This window comes from Actinopolyspora mzabensis (assembly GCF_900101095.1).
GTDB lineage: Bacteria > Actinomycetota > Actinomycetes > Mycobacteriales > Pseudonocardiaceae > Actinopolyspora > Actinopolyspora mzabensis.
The window spans coordinates 235,381-250,332 of the sequence record NZ_FNFM01000010.1 but is presented as its reverse complement, the minus strand read 5'-3'; the positions used below and the strand labels follow the sequence as shown (position 1 = coordinate 250,332).

Sequence of the window (14,952 nt, the reverse complement as noted above, 5' to 3'; positions counted from 1 at the left end):
ACGAGCTCGTAGGCAAGCGACCCGGCCTTCCGGTCGGCGATGTCGGCACTGATCATCGGCGCCTCGCCCCGGAGCGGCTCGGAGTTCCTCGCGTGCGGCGGGCACGGTCTCGGTGGCGTCGAAGACCGCGTCGGACAGCCGGTTGTCGACGAACGCCTGTTCCCGTTCGGGGAGCTCGTGGCGGGCGGCTCCCTCCCGGACAGCTCGGGGACGGGGAGCCCAGCAAGGAGGGGTGCCCATCGCCGTAGGGGGGTCGACCGGAGAATCGTTCGGGAGGTAGGCGAGCGGTCCACCCGGCTGCCGCGAAAGCAGTACGACTCCCCTGCTTAGTAATTCCACACCTTTCGCGAAAAATCTTCCGATCCATTTCTTGCCCAACCCGATTCCACTCGTAATGTCCGCGTATCGCACCCACCAAAAAATGAATTTATTTCATTCAATGAGTCTCCTCGCTCGTTCGAGTGAGAACGCGGACGTGCGCATCAAGCATGCGCCGGAAAGTCCGTCACTCCGCTTAGGATCACCAGCAGCACAGTGTCGAGCGGAAGTGCGGTGGACCATGGAAGACGAGGCCATCGTTCCCCTTAGGCCGGGGTTCGACAACGAGTTCCGCGGATTCAACCGAAAACAGGTTCTGGAACACATCGAACTGCTGGAGGACCAGATCCGGATCCTGGTCACCGACAGGGACGAGGCGATCCGGCTCAACGAGGACCAACGGCGCATCACCGACGAGACGCGCAGGCAGATGGAGGAAACCGCCGGTGAGTTGAAACGGGTGCAGAACGCCGATACCGGGCAGCCCTACATCACCGCGCGGATGCAGCACATGCTGAACATGGCGGAGGAAGAAGCCACCGCCATTCGTGAGCACGCCAACCGTGAGGCCGAGACGATCCGCGGGGTCGCGGAGACCGATGCCGAACGCATCCGGAACGAGGCGGAGAACCGCGCGGCCGAACTGCGTCAGGAGTGTTCGGAACTCGTCGACGACCTCGAGGAACGCAGGAAGCGGCTCGACGAGGAACACGCCTCGCGTTCCGCCCAGGTCGAGGCGAGGGCCGAGCAGCTCAAGCAGTCCTACCGCAGTACCTACGAAGAGGCCCTGACAGCCGCACGCAGGGACGCCGACGAGCTGCTACAGAACACTCGGCAGCGCTGCGGCGACCTGGAGGAGGACGCTCGGCGCAGGCACAGCGAGCTCATGAGTGAGCTGCGTTCCCGCGCCGAACAACTGGAGGAGCTGCGCAGCAGGTTGGTGCAGAACATGGATGCGGTGGCCACCTTCGTCGGGCAGCAACGCGACGTGCTCAGCGAACAACCCCGACCGTTGTTGATCGTCGAACAGCCCCAGCGGGAACCGGACCTCTCCTACGCGACTCGCGGGGGCGTAGCAACCGGCGAGACACGCGAAGCGCTCTCCCCCGCCGAATCCGAGATGCCGCAGGAGTCGGTGGAGGAACGCATCCCGTTCCAGCCGGACCAGCAGACCGCGGAGACCGGCAACCGGCCGATCCCCGTGAACCCCGTCACCGAGGACGACCCGGTACACGACGAGGTTCCCGTGCTGAACAGGGCCAATCCCCTGGGCACGGACGGTGAGAACCACCCCCACTCGGTCGACTACGGACACTGATTCGATGACTGCTGAGCTGATCCCGTGGGCTCCGGCCGGATGGCACCTGCTCCGGCTGGGGCTCGCGGTACTTTCCGGAGTCCTGCTCACGGCACTTCCGGCCGCGATCCTGCTCGTCCGAGCACGGCGACGGCAACAACGATTGCGCAGGCAACTGGCCAGGCTGACCACATCCACGGCCCTGCTGAGCGGTTCGGGACGCAACGGGCAACCGAGGCGGGTGGGGACGGGAGCTCCGCAGGAGGGCGAGGCGGAGCGCGCCGGGCCCTCCGAGGCGGGCACGGCGGAACCGGGAGACCGGGCTGAACCGGCACGGGACGAGCAGTTCCGGAACCGGCCGGCCACTCCTTCCGGCGTGGACGCGCCCACCGAACCCGACGTGACGGCCGGAACCGAGGTGGCGGAACAGCCCGCCCGAACCGAAGACCCCACGAGCACCGGAAACCTCGGTGTCGATTCGCACTTCGGCAGCGAGGAAAGCGCGGAGCGGTTCCGCCGGGAGTACATCCAACCGATGGACGACAGCAAACAGCGGTTGGAGGAACTGCGCATGCGCCTGACCGGCGAACTGCGGATGGAGGAGAACGGACATTCGGGCAACGGCCAGCAACAGCGATAGCGCCGGAGGCCCCCGAGGGCGCCCGGAAATCCCACCGGACGCGGCGCACCGCTGAGCAGCACCCTCGTGGTGGGAGCAGCGAGCCCACGTCTCGATCCGATACGGCAACCCCACTCTCGACCATCATCGAGCCGACCTCGTAGGGCAGTCGCGGACAGGAGGATTCGACATGGAAGACGCCGCCGACGCCGTGGTTCCGCTCCGGCCCGGGTTCGACGTCCAGTTCCGCGGGTTTCAACGTGAGCAGGTACTGGAGCATCTCGAGGTACTGGAGAACCAGCTCGAACTGGTGACCATAGATCGCAATGAGTCGGCTCGACTGAACTCGGATCTGCGCGAGCTCTACGACCGGACCCGCCAGGAGCTGACCGAGACCCAGCAACGCCTGCACCACGTGGAGTCCTCGGAAACGGGTCTGCCCGCCGCCTCCCAGCGGGTGCAGGAGATGCTGGCGCTGGCCGAGGAGGAGCTGCGGACCATCCGCGAACAGGCCGGGCACGAGGCAGAGGTGATCCGTGGTTCCGCGGAGAGCGAGGCGAATCGGCTGATCGAGCAGGCAGAGGAGACCTCGGGGGAGCTGCACGGACAGTGCGAACGACTGCTCGCCGAGATAGAACGACGCCACGAAAGGTTGCACCGCGACCGGGCACGACAGCTCAACGAGCTGCGGGAACGGGAACAGCGGATGCGGCGCTCCGTCCGGGACGCCTACAAGTCGCTGATGAACGCGGCGCGGCGGGACGCGGCCGAGCTCGTGGAGCGAACCCGCCGCGAATGCGGTAAGCAGGAAGCCGAGGCGGAACGGCACAGGCGGGAGACCCTGGAGGAAATCACCCGGCACCGCACGGAGCTGGAGTCACTGCGCGATCACGTGCTGAACACGCTCGACACGGCCAGCAACACAATCGGCGCCTCCGCGGTCTCGCTGCGCAGAGCGCCGGAGAAGGACGAAGCACCGACACCGGAAGAGACCGGCCAGCAGGGCACGGCGCGGCACGAGAGCGCTTCCGGTCGGGAGGAGCGGGAAGCGGCCGAAACCGACGAGGAACCAAACGTGACCCGTTTCGTCACCTCCCCCACTTCGATCCCGGTACAGGTGACTCCGATCCTCCCCGAAACGGAGGACGGGACGCCGGAACCGACCTCGGGTACCGACGGCTCCGCGCCGAAAACCTCGGTGATGGCGGGCGCTCCTGCGCCCCGCGGGGGTGAGCAGGAGCGCCCGCGAGAACAGCCGGATGCGGTCGTGCCCCCGGAGGAGGGAATCACCACTGTCACCGGCACGGCTTCCGGATCGCTGGAAGAGCAGGATCCCGCCGGTCGGAACTGAACCCGCGCGACCGGGGAAGCGATCCGAAGGACTGCCCCACCCCGTTGACCGCGCTCGGGTGCGGGCCGCCCCGAAACAGCAGAGAGGAGCACACGCGACGATGGCGCTGGCACAGCTCACCTTCCCGGCGATCGATCTGCTCGTACTCACCTTCCTGGCCGGTTTCGGTGTGGCCACCTCGGTGTTCGTGCCGCTGTTGCGGCGCGAACACCGTCGCGGCAACCGAGCCGCGTCCAGGTCCCGGCGACAGGCTCGAGTGGTGAGCGACGCACTTCAGTCGAGCACCACGACAGCGAGCACCACGACAGCGAGCCCGACGACAGGGAGCGCACCGACGTCCCCGTCGTCGGTCACCGCGAAGACCACACCGGAGAATCAGCCTCGGAACGTGGCCGAGGAGACCGATCCGGAGTCGACCCTCCCGGAGCGCGAGGACGCGGCGAACCCCGGGGACCCCGACGAGGCCGATCTCGGCACCGCACGTTCGTCCACCGCCCGTAGGAACGAACGGATCGAACTGTGCGCCGCCAAACACCGGGTACGGTTCGGGCAGGCGAAAGCTCGACTGCTGACGATCAGCAACGAACTCGAACTCCACTGACCAAGGGCGCCGCGGAACGACTCCGAAGCCGTTCGCTATCCTTACTCCAACGCCGACCGGCCGAGGAGTACGTTTGACCGCCCCTTCACCGGAACGGGAAACCGTGTACCTGGTCGGCACCACCGGCCACCCCAACTACGGCGACGAGCACATCGCCGCCTGCTGGCTACGCCATCTGGCGCACCAGGCACCCGACTCGGAGGTCTGGCTGGACTGCCCCAATCCCGGGCCGAGCGAGGTGCTGCTGGGAAAGCTGCATCCGAACGTGCGGTTCACCGACACCCTTTGGCGACTCTGCTGGCACGCCGACTCGCGGGAACCGTGGGAGGTGGCCTCGTTCGTGCGCCAGGCGATCCACGACCCCGGGAGAGCACCCCGCTGGGTCGCGGGCGTGATCGCGGCCATTCGGGCGGACGTGGTGCACGTCATCGGTGGTGGCTACATCAACGGAATCTGGCCGCACCACATCGGGTTGCTCGCGGCGGCCGTGGCGATCGGGGAACGCTCCGGTGCGCGCCTGGCGATGACCGGGCAGGGCCTGACGCCGCTACCCGGCGAGGCGAGGCCGTTGTTGGGTGCGCTGTCGAGGCGGTTCGACGTGGTGGACGTGCGGGACACCCCCTCACTGGACGCGCTGGCCAACGTGCCGGAAGTCACCGCCACCGGCGACGACCTGTTCTTCGGGATCACGCCCCACATGTACCGGCAGGACGACTGCCCCGAGGTCATGGTCTGCGTGCAGTCCGACCTGCTGAGCATGAGCCGGGCCGCGCTGGCCGGTTTCGTGCTCGAAACCCTGCGGCACTGGAAAATCCCCTCCGAACGCATCGGATTCGTGGAGGGGATGCCGCTGGTGGACCGCGAGATCTACACCCTGCTGAAACACGAGTTACCCGGCGCCCGCTTCTACCCGTTCTCCGAGATCATGGATTCGGGACTGCCCGCCAACGCCGAGCAGTGGTGGTTGTCCACCCGTTTCCACCTCCACCTGGTCGCCGCGGCTACCGGAGCGGCCGGAACCGCACTGGCGATCGACGCCGACTACTACACCAGCAAACACGGTTCACTGATCGCGAGCGGCTCCGGTTGGTCGCTGAACACGGATCTGAGCCTCTCGGTGGCCAAGGAACCCGCTGGTGGGTTCGACCTCGGCACGCTGGACTCACTTCGAACCGCCAAGGCCGAGCTCGCCGCCAAAATCTACTTCCGGTAGAGCCCTGCCGGCTCGGTCCGTAGCTACTCACTTGGCGGAACCTCTGGCACGGCTCTCGCGCCGGGGAGGCTCGACATCGGGTAGTCACTACACAACGTCGGGCCCTCCCAGCGGGAGCCGCACCGGAGAAACCGCGGCGGTGCCTGCTGCGAGAGTGGTGGGAGTCCGGCCTGCGAACGTGGTGGGAGTTCGGCACTGTGCCGTACATCGCCCGGCGATTTCGCGAGAAATCGACGCTCCCCGCGTCGAAGTAACACACCGAGCGACGAGTCGACCGGGCATGAACTCCGGCGAGCGCGTCACTCGTGCGGTTCGGGCAGCCAGCCCGCGGTGGGCCAGCTCTCGGTCTCCCACGCGCTGTTCCAGAACAGCCATTCGTACTCGCTGCACCGCACGAAGGCGGTGAGCATACGGCGTCGCGTGTTCTCGTCGGTTCCCGCGGCGAGCCTGTCGGTGAGTTCCCTGGCACCGAGTACCGCGTTGGCGAACTCTTCGTCGGCATAGGTGGCGATCCACCGGCCGTAGGGGTGCCCGGCCGTCGTTCCGGTGCTCTCCAGAATCGTGCTGCCCACGTGCTGGTACACCCAGAAACAGGGCAACAGCGCGGCGACCAACACCGGATAGGGCTCGCTCAGCGCGGTGGCACGCAGGTAGGAGGTGTAGGCCAGGCAGGTCGGCGAGGTCTGGATACCCGCCATCTCGTCCTCGGTGAGACCGAGCTGTGCCATGTACCCCGCGTGGAGTTTGCGCTCCTCGGCCAGCGCTCCGTGCGCGCTGCCCGCCAGGAAGGCCGCGTCGGCGGGCTCGTCGGCCCTGCTAGCGGCGGCGGCCAGTGCCTGCGCGAAGCCGAACAGGTAGCGCGAGTCCTGCACGATGTAGAACGCGAACCGGTCACGGGGCAGGCTGCCGTCGGCCAGTGCCGTGTTGAACGGGTGGTGCACGATCGCACGTTGCAGTTCGGCGGTGTAGGACCAGGCTTCGGCGCAGAAACCGCCGGGGACGGGATCGGGAAGGCGGTAGCTCATGTCTTTCCTCAGCTTCGGCGGCTCGACGTGGCGCGGAGGGAGTTGTTCAGCCGTGTGGCGTGGTCTCGCCGGGCCACCAGCGGTAGAAGTGGTGCACCGGGCCGTGTCCCTGGCCGACGTCGAGCAGGTCGGCGGCGCGCAGCGCACCGGTGAGGTAGTCCTTGGCCTCGCGCACGGCGGTGGGCCAGTCCCGCCCCCGGGCACGCAGTGCCGCGGTGGCGGCCGACAGGGTGCATCCCGTGCCGTGGTCGTTCTTGGTCACCACGCGCTCGTGCGCCAACAGTTCGACACCGCTCGTGGTGCGCAGCACGTCCACGCTGGATTCACCCCCCAGGTGACCGCCCTTCAGCAGCACCCGCTCCACCCCCAGCTCGGCCAGCCGTTCGGCCTGGGCCGCCATTCCCTCGGTATCGGTCGGCTCCGACACACCGAGCAGGTCCGCGGCTTCGGGCAGGTTGGGCGTGATCAGGTCCACCCGGGGCACCAACTCGTCCCGCAACGCACGGACAGCGTCGGCGGCGAGCAACCGGTCGCCGCTCTTGGCGACCATCACCGGATCCAGCACGATCTCGCGTGCCGAGTACTCGGACAATACCCCCGCCACGGTTCGGATGATCTCCGCGTCCGAGAGCATCCCGATCTTGATCGCATCCACCCGCACGTCGTCGAACAGGGTCCGTAGCTGATCGGCCACGAAGTCCGCGGGGATCTCCCTTACGGAGGAGACTCCCGTAGTGGTCTGGGCCACCAACGCCGTGGTAACCGCCATGCCGTAGGTGCCGTTGGCGGAGAAAGCCTTCAGATCGGCCTGAATGCCCGCTCCCCCGCTGGGATCGGTACCGGCGATCGTGAGCACGTTCGGAATCACTGCTGCCCCTCTCACGGCTGGACGAGCACGGGGGCATGACGACGGCGTACGTGGTTCGTCCGGAGCGGCCGCACACCGCCCCGGGAACAGCTGGAACCACCCGGCAACCGGGCGTGACGGCACACGTACGAGCCGGCAACACCGCGACGTCCCTCCGCTAGTACGAACTAGTTCAGGTTCGACGGGTCTCTCTCAGCCCGACCGAACGGCCGGGCACCCCGCGTCACTGGCCGGAGAAGGTGCGTTCCGCACCACTCCGGCGAACCTCAAGATAGCAGCGGCGGTCAACGCCGAGCGGCACAACGCCGCGGCCGACCGAAGCCGCTACTCGATCAGGCCGACCGGAAAGCCGGGCCACAACGCTTCGCCCTGCCGCACCTGCTGGTGCAGCGTTCCGGTGGCAAGGGAGTGCACCCGATCCTTCCTGCCCTCGGCACGTACTTCCGCCAACGGCTGCCCGGCCCTCACCCGACTGCCGTCCGCCGCCAACCACCGGACGAGCACGCCACCGGCGGTTTCCGGCATACGAGCGTCCGGCTGTTCGGCGCAGTACAGCAACTCCGTCATCCACTGCCTCCGACTCGGCCAACATGAGGTGTGTTCGCCGACCGGTCGCCGCCCGACCGGACCGCGGGTACCTTCGAGAGGTGCAGCCTCCAAAACACACAGTCCCGGACGCAACACCGTGCGGATATGTGTCGCGGAACGCGGGCGGTGGTGGGAGCGACCGCCGCGCTGCTCGGATCCGGACCACCACCGGAGAACCGGCCGGGCACCACATCGTGGAACGGCCGCCGGCGAGTTATGTCACACCGAGGGCCGCGGCTGCCGCACAGCCGCTCCGGGATCGTGAGGCCACGGACGACGGCGGACTAGAGTTGGGGCAATGAACAGCACTACCGAAGTACTCAGCAGCACGCGCGCCAGGCAGAACCCGGAGCAGGACCCGGCCACGGTCTGGGAACCGCTGGCGGGGCTCGCCGAAGCGGCAGCGGAAACCGCGAGTGGTTCCAACACGGTCGCGATCAACCGTGGTTTCGACCGTAAGGCGCGGGAGCGTGCCCGAGCGCTGCGGCAGCTGCTCGACGAGCGTGGGGTGCGAGCCACCGAGATCACCCCGGCACCGGACAGCGAGGAACTGCTCGCAGACAGCAGTGTGGACTCGGTGATCAACCTGGTGGGAACGGGCTCCTGGCAGCCCTACCGGCTGGCCGCGAAGGAACGTGCGGCACTGCTGGCGCCGTGCCCGGAGGAAGGCGAGCCGGGCGAGAGCCTGCGGCGCGACGTGATCGCGATGAACCGGCAGGACTCCCGCAGGGACGCCGCGCTGAGCAGGGTCGTAGTGCTTCCGGAGAACGCGACGGAAAGCAGCATCACGCTCAACCGTGGCGGTGAACCACTGTCCATTCCCGGCGGGCAGGTCGCGATCACGCTGCACGAGGGGCAACTCGACGTCCGCATCGAGGGGCCGGACTACTCCGAGCAGCACTTCACCGCGGACCGGTTGAGCCTGGAGACGCACGGTGGTCCGCACCGCTTGATCCGCGACGAGATGCCGATCGCGGAGTTCGAGGGCTCGCTGGATTTCGTCTGCGAGCGGGAAGGTCTGGTCGTTCGGTCGGTCTGACCATCGCCCGTTCTTCCCGGCATCTCCGGGAGCGACCGGAGCGCGCCGAGGAACCGGGCCTCGTGCCACGATCCGCCCCTTCCGGTCGTGGCGAGTTGTCCGAGGCTCTCAACGCCCCCGTCCGCCGGTGATCCGAACGCCGAGGGTGGCGACCCCGGCGAGAGCGAGCGCCGGCACCGCCAGCGCCAGGGGTGCGAGCGTCCCGGGCGTGAGGGCGTTGTGGAGACTCCAGAGCGCGATGCACATCGCCGCACATGCCGCCAGGAACGCGGTGACCGTCAACAACCGACGGCGACGCGGGAGTTCACGAAGTCTCGCGCGAGCGTGGGAGGGAAGTCGGCTCACGGTCACCGCGATCGGCAGCACAGCCGCCGCCAGGATCAGCAGCCCGAGGGCCGAGTCGGCTCGCCCGGGTGAATCGCCGAGCCCGATCAGCAGGGCCAGCGTTCCGACAGCCAGGATCAGCAGGGCCCGGTCGAGCACTCGCCACAGCCGCGCGTCATAACCGCTCACCCCGCTGAGTGTGCCAGCCGATCCGAAGATCTGGACATTCCTGACGCCGCTCCCCTTCCTTGCGAGCGACACACAAGGCATTATCTACTCACGAGTAGATAGAGTTGTGAGGTGTCGCGTGACGAGTGAACGGACCCCTGAGAGCCGGTCTCGGAACCCGTTGCCAATGGCAGCCGGTGAACGCCGAGCCGAGCGAGCCGAACAGGGCGCTGTAGCCCGATGGTTCGCACGACGGGCACCGGTACTGCTCGACGCCCTTACCCTGATCAGACAGGGTGTCGTCCGCCCGATGCGTCCGGACAGGCTGCTGCGGATCGCGATGGCCTACCGACGTTGGGGGATCGCGATTCCGCTGGGATACGCGGTGGGCGCGATACGCCACCCCGACCGTCCTGCCGTGATCGACGAGCGAGGTGCGCTGAGTTTCGCCGAAGTGGAGCAGCGCACCACCCGGCTGGCGAACGGGCTCCGCGAGTACGGGGTGAAATCCGGCTCCAGAGTGGCGATCCTGTGCCGGAACCATCACGGTTTCGTCGAGGGACTGCTGGCGGCGAGCAAACTGGGTGCCGATTCCGTGCTGCTCAACACCGGCATGAGCGCCGAGCAGATGTCGGCCGTACTGGCCGAGCAGCGTGTGGCGGTGGTGATCTCCGACTCCGAGTTCACCGAAGGACTGCGGCTGCCGGACGGCACGGAACTGCTCGTGAGCTGGACGGAGAGCACGACGAGCGACACCACGCTGGAGCAGCTGATCGGACGTTCCCCCGCGACTCCGCTGCCCAAGCGCCCCCGGCACGGCCGGATGATCGTGCTGACCTCCGGAACCACCGGCACACCCAAGGGTGCACGGCGCCCCGACCCGCCGAACCTGAGCCCGGCGACGACGATCATGTCCAGGGTTCCGCTGCGCAGCGGCGAACGAATGCTGGTCTGCGCTCCGATGTTCCACACCTGGGGGCTGGCCGCGTTCCAGCTGGGAACCGTACTCGGAGCCACCCTGGTGCTGCGCAGGGGATTCGATCCACAGCAGACTCTCGCCGCGCTGCAGCGACATCGCTGCGGTGCGATGTTCGCGGTTCCGGTGATGCTGCAACGAATCCTGGAACTGCCCGAACGCCAGCGGCGCAACTACGATCATCGCGAACTGCGAATCGTCGCCTGCAGTGGTTCGGCGCTCTCCGGCACGCTCGCCACCGAGTTCCAGCGGTCCTTCGGGCCGGTGCTGTACAACTTCTACGGCTCCACCGAGGCTTCCTGGGTGAGCATCGCGAATCCGCGGGACCTGCGCACCGCGCCCGGCACGGCGGGCAAACCACCCCGCGGCACGACGCTGCGAATCCTGGACGAATCCGGGTCTCCGGTGGAGACCGGCGAGACCGGGGTCGTCCACGTGGGCAACGACATGCTTTTCGAGGGATACACCAACGGCAAGGAAGTCCGGCGCACGGACGGGTTGATGCCCACCGGTGATCTCGGCTACCTCGATCGTGAGGGCCGACTGTTCATCGTCGGACGAGCCGACGACATGATCGTCTCGGGCGGGGAGAACGTTTACCCCAAGGAGACCGAGGACGTCATCGCCTCGTTCGAGGAAGTCCGCGAAGTCGCGGTGACCGGGGTCGAGGACCCCAAGCACGGGCAGCGGTTGGCTGCCTTCGTGGTGCCGAACGAAGGCCACGAGTTGGACGAGGACACCGTTCGGGATCGGGTGAAGGAGAAGCTGTCCACGTTCGCCCGTCCCCGTGACGTGGTGTTCCTGGACGAACTCCCCCGCAACGCCACCGGCAAGGTGGTTCCGAACCGGTTGCCCTTCCGGGAGGATTCCCGGTAGGGCTCGTGCTCCCCGTGCTGCCGGGGAGTCGATCGGTGGGACCGCTCGTGCTGCCCTCGCTCCGGAGCGGAGCGACGCCGAGCGGTCCACCACATTACCTCGCACCCCCCATGTCACGGGTTCTGTGGCGTGATTCACGTGGTGACGACGCACCGGCGGTTTCGCGTGCACCCACCGTGGCGCGTTAGGCTGATCCCGGTGAACGATCGTCTAGTGTGGATCGACTGTGAAATGACCGGGCTGGAGCTCGGCAAGGACGCGTTGATCGAGATCGCCGCCCTGGTCACCGATGCCGACCTGAACATCCTCGGCGAAGGTGTGGACGTCGTGATCCACGCCGATGAGGAGACGTTGCGAACCATGCCGGAGGTCGTGCGGGAGATGCACGACAACTCCGGGTTGACCGAGGAGGTGCGCCGGTCCACGGTGACCCTCGCCCAGGCCGAGCAGCGGGTACTGGAGTACCTGCGGGAGCACGTGCCGAACGGGCGGTCCGCACCGCTGGCGGGGAACTCGATCGCCACCGACCGCGGTTTCATCGCCAGGGACATGCCGGAACTCGACCAGTACCTGCACTACCGCATGGTGGACGTCTCCTCCGTCAAGGAGCTGTGTCGCCGGTGGTATCCGCGTATCTACTACGCCCAGCCGGAGAAGGGGCTGGCGCACCGCGCACTCGCGGACGTGCGGGAATCGATCCGGGAACTGGCTTATTACCGGCGGACCGCGTTCGTCCCGCAGCCGGGACCTTCCAGCGAACAGGCCCAGGAGATCGCGGCGGAGCTGCTCGCCGAGGAGCAGGTCGGCGGCACGGAACGGGCGAAGCGGCGCCTCGAGGAGGAATAACCTTCGCCACGTCCGGCTGCGCAGCGAAATCGAGAACACGATCGGCAAAAGGGGATCCCGTTGCGAGCCCGGAAACCGGCCACGCTAGGATGGGATCCGTTGCCCGGTGATGAGTCCGGGTGAGCACGGTGGGTGTAGCTCAGGCGGTAGAGCACTGGGTTGTGGTCCCAGGAGTCGCGGGTTCGAATCCCGTCACTCACCCCGCAGGAGGCGGTCCCGACGTCGGTTTCCGGTGTCGGGACCGCCGTTTTCGTACCGGAGGGCGTTCACGGGATCGTTCCCACGAGGCACGCCGGACCGGAGCGGGCCCCGGTCCGGTTCACCCGGCAGCTCGGGACCGCCCCAGTGGCCGCCCGCGGTCCTCGGGCGTCGGCTTCCGGTCCGTCGGAGCCGTCAGTTCTCGGGGAAGCGCTCGGGCAGCATCCTGCCCAGCCCGCCGGTGAGTTCCAGCGCGCGGCGCGCCCAGCCCGGTGAAGCCGCCGCCAGACCGCACGTGGGCGTGGGAACCACCTGTTCGGCGAGGACCCGCTCGGAGAAGCCCAGCTTGGTCACGAAGGCGCGTACCGGCTCCACGAGTTCGCGGAGCGACGCCTCGCGCCGGGGCTCGCTGGTGGGAACCATGCCCAGCAGCACGGAGATCCCGGCGTCGATCACCTCGCCGACCTCTTCGGCGAACTCCTCGGAGCAGGCCTCCAGCGTCCCGGCGTCCAGGCTCAGCGCCCCGGCGCCGGCACGGCGCAACAACCGAACGGGCGGCCGTGCCGCGCAGCAGTGCACGATCACCGGTCGTGCCACGGCTTCACCCAACCGATCGATGGTGTACTCGAGCAGCCGCTGCACCTCGGGCTCCGGGAACGCCGGAACGGTTCCGTAACCGGATGGAGTGGGCAGCTCACCGGAGAGCACCGCGGGCAACGTCGGTTCGTCCAGCTGTAGCAGGGGCCGTCCACCGGTACGTTCGGCGACCAGCGCGGCGTGCTCGCGAACCCCTTCCACCAGTGCCTCGGTGAAGTCGCGCAACGCGCCGTGGTCGGTGAGCACGCGGTGTCCGCGCTCCAGTTCGATACCCGAGGCCAGCGTCCAGGGACCTGCAACCTGCAGCTTGATCAGCCGGGGTTCGGTGTCGGCGGCGGTGACTTCCTCCAGGGCATCGAGGTCCCAGCGGAGCAGGTCCACCGCCCGTCGCTGGTCGCGGCCCGCCGTGCGTGCGACCCGGTAACCGGAAGGTACGACCTCGACAGCCAGGTCGGGCAGCATCCCGGCGGTGCGCCCCAGCATGTCACCACCCACACCGCGAGCGGGCAGTTCCGGCATCGGGGTCAGTTCGGGCAGTTCCCCCGCCACGATCCGGGTGGTTTCCAGCGGGTCGGTACCGGGCATGGAGCCTATGGCGGTCGCGGTACCGGGTTTCCAGGGCTGTGGCTGCGTCACGGGACCATTCTCGCAACCGAGTTCGCGCCATCCGCCAAACGGGAATCAGGCGTTTCTCATGGGAGCAGATCCACACCGGGAGTCATCAAGCTTCACCGCACTCGCGGGTGGTGTCCACGTTTTGTCGTGGTCACTTCGGCGTGACGAACGCCGAACAACCACCCACGCGGTCGGCACCGCCGCGGGTTCTCCCGTGCGGCTCTCGCGAGGACGCCGGAGACGTTGTGTAGGTCGCTACCCGATGTCGCCGGCCCCGCAGCGAGAGCCGTGCGAGAGGTTCCGCCACCCGCACCGCCCCGCTGACCGAGGCGACGTCACAATTTCACCGGGTGCCAGAGATCTTGGCGCTGCCGAGCACGAGATCACCCGCCTCCTCGGGCCGGTAGAGCACCACCGACTGCCCGGGAGCCACACCGCGCATCGGCTCGTGAAGCCGCACCCGGACTCCCTCGTCGGTCGTCTCGGCCACGGCTCTCCCGGTCTCGCCGTGGGCGCGGATCTGGGCCACGCACTCGGTCGGACCGTCGATGGGGCTCTCGGAGGGCCAGATCGGCCGGTCCGCCTCGATCTCGGTAACCGCGAGCCGTTCCGCCGAACCGACCTCGACAGTGCCGGAAACCGGCTCCAGCGAGAGCACGTAACGCGGCCGCCCGTCGGCGGCGGGCTTGTCGATGCCGAGTCCCTTGCGCTGCCCCACGGTGAAACCGTGCACCCCGGAGTGCTCGGCGAGTACCTCACCCGAGTCGGCGTCGACCATCTCGCCCGGCCGTTCACCCAACTTGGAGTCCAGGAACTTCTTGGTGTCGCCGTCCGGGATGAAGCAGATGTCGTGGCTGTCCGGTTTCTGCGCCACCGCGAGATCGCGCCGTTCCGCCTCCTCGCGCACCTCCGACTTCAGCGAGTGGCCCAGCGGGAACATCGCGTGCCGCAGTTGTTGCGGTGTAAGCGAGGCGAGCACGTAGGACTGGTCCTTGTCCTCGTCCCTGCTGCGGCGCAGCTCCGGCACTCCCGACTCCTGCGAGAGCCTGGCGTAGTGGCCCGTCGAGACCGCGTCGAAGCCGAGCGCGACGGCCTTCTCCAGCAACGCCTCGAACTTGATCTTCTCGTTGCAGGTCATGCACGGATTGGGAGTACGTCCCGCGGCGTACTCGCCCACGAAGGTCTCGATGACCTCCTCGCTGAACCGCTCGGCGAAGTCCCAGACGTAGAACGGAATCCCCAGGATGTCGGCGGCACGCCGCGCGTCGCGGGAGTCCTCCACGGTGCAACAACCGCGGGCTCCCGTCCGCAACGTCCCCGGTTTGGCGGACAGCGCCAGGTGCACGCCGGTGACGTCGTGCCCCGCGTCCACAGCTCGGGCGGCAGCAACCGCCGAATCCACACCGCCGCTCATCGCCGCGAGTACTCGCACC

At 67.9% G+C, this 14,952-nt stretch carries 14 protein-coding genes, 1 tRNA gene and 1 riboswitch; of the genes, 9 read left to right on the top strand and 6 right to left on the bottom strand.

What is annotated here, in order from left to right; all coding sequences use genetic code 11:
- The first annotated feature begins 547 nt into the window (after positions 1-547).
- The 5 genes from BLR41_RS17940 (at position 548) to BLR41_RS17920 (ending at position 5,399) form a co-directional block, all read left to right on the top strand.
- Positions 548-1,636 (top strand): hypothetical protein, encoded by a 1,089-nt coding sequence (locus tag BLR41_RS17940; protein ID WP_218120220.1) that lies wholly within the window; start codon positions 548-550, stop codon positions 1,634-1,636.
- 4 nt (positions 1,637-1,640) lie between these two features.
- Positions 1,641-2,255, top strand: a complete 615-nt coding sequence (locus tag BLR41_RS22945) for a hypothetical protein (RefSeq protein ID WP_092630249.1) — start codon at positions 1,641-1,643, stop codon at positions 2,253-2,255.
- Positions 2,256-2,424: 169 nt separating this feature from the next.
- On the top strand, positions 2,425-3,585 hold the full coding sequence (locus BLR41_RS17930) for a coiled-coil domain-containing protein (protein WP_176798043.1): 1,161 nt from the start codon (positions 2,425-2,427) through the stop codon (positions 3,583-3,585).
- Positions 3,586-3,685: 100 nt separating this feature from the next.
- Complete coding sequence (locus tag BLR41_RS17925) at positions 3,686-4,186, top strand: hypothetical protein (protein ID WP_092630246.1); 501 nt, start codon at positions 3,686-3,688, stop codon at positions 4,184-4,186.
- Between the two features lie 73 nt (positions 4,187-4,259).
- Positions 4,260-5,399 (top strand): polysaccharide pyruvyl transferase family protein, encoded by a 1,140-nt coding sequence (locus tag BLR41_RS17920; RefSeq protein ID WP_092630242.1) that lies wholly within the window; start codon positions 4,260-4,262, stop codon positions 5,397-5,399.
- Positions 5,400-5,698: 299 nt separating this feature from the next.
- Here BLR41_RS17920 and tenA read toward each other — a convergent pair whose 3' ends face one another.
- The 3 genes from tenA to BLR41_RS17905 form a co-directional block, all read right to left on the bottom strand.
- Complete coding sequence (gene tenA / locus BLR41_RS17915; protein ID WP_092630239.1) at positions 5,699-6,424, bottom strand: thiaminase II; 726 nt, start codon at positions 6,422-6,424, stop codon at positions 5,699-5,701.
- A 46-nt stretch (positions 6,425-6,470) separates the two neighbouring features.
- Complete coding sequence (thiD, locus tag BLR41_RS17910; RefSeq protein ID WP_092630236.1) at positions 6,471-7,292, bottom strand: bifunctional hydroxymethylpyrimidine kinase/phosphomethylpyrimidine kinase; 822 nt, start codon at positions 7,290-7,292, stop codon at positions 6,471-6,473.
- A gap of 132 nt (positions 7,293-7,424) precedes the next feature.
- Positions 7,425-7,523, bottom strand: a riboswitch (TPP riboswitch).
- Between the two features lie 93 nt (positions 7,524-7,616).
- Positions 7,617-7,859: a biotin/lipoyl-containing protein gene (locus BLR41_RS17905; protein WP_092630234.1), complete on the bottom strand. Its 243-nt coding sequence runs from the start codon at positions 7,857-7,859 to the stop codon at positions 7,617-7,619.
- Between the two features lie 319 nt (positions 7,860-8,178).
- Between BLR41_RS17905 and BLR41_RS17900 the strand changes: the two genes are divergently transcribed.
- A complete protein-coding gene (locus BLR41_RS17900; protein ID WP_092630231.1) occupies positions 8,179-8,919 on the top strand; it encodes a hypothetical protein in 741 nt (246 codons plus the stop codon).
- A 108-nt stretch (positions 8,920-9,027) separates the two neighbouring features.
- Here the strand turns inward: BLR41_RS17900 and BLR41_RS17895 are convergent, their stop codons facing one another.
- Complete coding sequence (locus tag BLR41_RS17895) at positions 9,028-9,432, bottom strand: hypothetical protein (protein WP_092630228.1); 405 nt, start codon at positions 9,430-9,432, stop codon at positions 9,028-9,030.
- 166 nt (positions 9,433-9,598) lie between these two features.
- Between BLR41_RS17895 and BLR41_RS17890 the strand changes: the two genes are divergently transcribed.
- The 3 genes from BLR41_RS17890 (at position 9,599) to BLR41_RS17880 (ending at position 12,310) form a co-directional block, all read left to right on the top strand.
- On the top strand, positions 9,599-11,263 hold the full coding sequence (locus tag BLR41_RS17890) for an AMP-binding protein (protein WP_092630226.1): 1,665 nt from the start codon (positions 9,599-9,601) through the stop codon (positions 11,261-11,263).
- Positions 11,264-11,461: 198 nt separating this feature from the next.
- Positions 11,462-12,109: an oligoribonuclease gene (gene orn, locus BLR41_RS17885; RefSeq protein ID WP_092630223.1), complete on the top strand. Its 648-nt coding sequence runs from the start codon at positions 11,462-11,464 to the stop codon at positions 12,107-12,109.
- 128 nt (positions 12,110-12,237) lie between these two features.
- A tRNA-His gene (locus BLR41_RS17880) sits at positions 12,238-12,310 on the top strand.
- 192 nt (positions 12,311-12,502) lie between these two features.
- On the opposite strand, the gene BLR41_RS17875 is transcribed toward BLR41_RS17880, so the two are convergent.
- Together BLR41_RS17875 and mnmA are read right to left on the bottom strand one after the other, a co-directional pair.
- Positions 12,503-13,540 (bottom strand): methionine synthase, encoded by a 1,038-nt coding sequence (locus BLR41_RS17875; protein WP_092630220.1) that lies wholly within the window; start codon positions 13,538-13,540, stop codon positions 12,503-12,505.
- A gap of 322 nt (positions 13,541-13,862) precedes the next feature.
- Complete coding sequence (gene mnmA / locus BLR41_RS17870) at positions 13,863-14,951, bottom strand: tRNA 2-thiouridine(34) synthase MnmA (protein ID WP_092630217.1); 1,089 nt, start codon at positions 14,949-14,951, stop codon at positions 13,863-13,865.
- Position 14,952: the final 1 nt, after the last annotated feature.

Excerpts from the sequence above, each read along its gene's own strand:
- BLR41_RS17930 (WP_176798043.1), top strand. The coding sequence starts at position 2,425 with ATGGAAGACGCCGCCGACGCCGTGGTTCCGCTCCGGCCCGGGTTCGAC.
- BLR41_RS17900 (WP_092630231.1), top strand. The coding sequence starts at position 8,179 with ATGAACAGCACTACCGAAGTACTCAGCAGCACGCGCGCCAGGCAGAAC.
- BLR41_RS17905 (WP_092630234.1), bottom strand. The coding sequence starts at position 7,859 with ATGACGGAGTTGCTGTACTGCGCCGAACAGCCGGACGCTCGTATGCCG.
- BLR41_RS17925 (WP_092630246.1), top strand. The coding sequence starts at position 3,686 with ATGGCGCTGGCACAGCTCACCTTCCCGGCGATCGATCTGCTCGTACTC.
- BLR41_RS17890 (WP_092630226.1), top strand. The coding sequence starts at position 9,599 with ATGGCAGCCGGTGAACGCCGAGCCGAGCGAGCCGAACAGGGCGCTGTA.
- BLR41_RS22945 (WP_092630249.1), top strand. The coding sequence starts at position 1,641 with ATGACTGCTGAGCTGATCCCGTGGGCTCCGGCCGGATGGCACCTGCTC.
- tenA (WP_092630239.1), bottom strand. The coding sequence starts at position 6,424 with ATGAGCTACCGCCTTCCCGATCCCGTCCCCGGCGGTTTCTGCGCCGAA.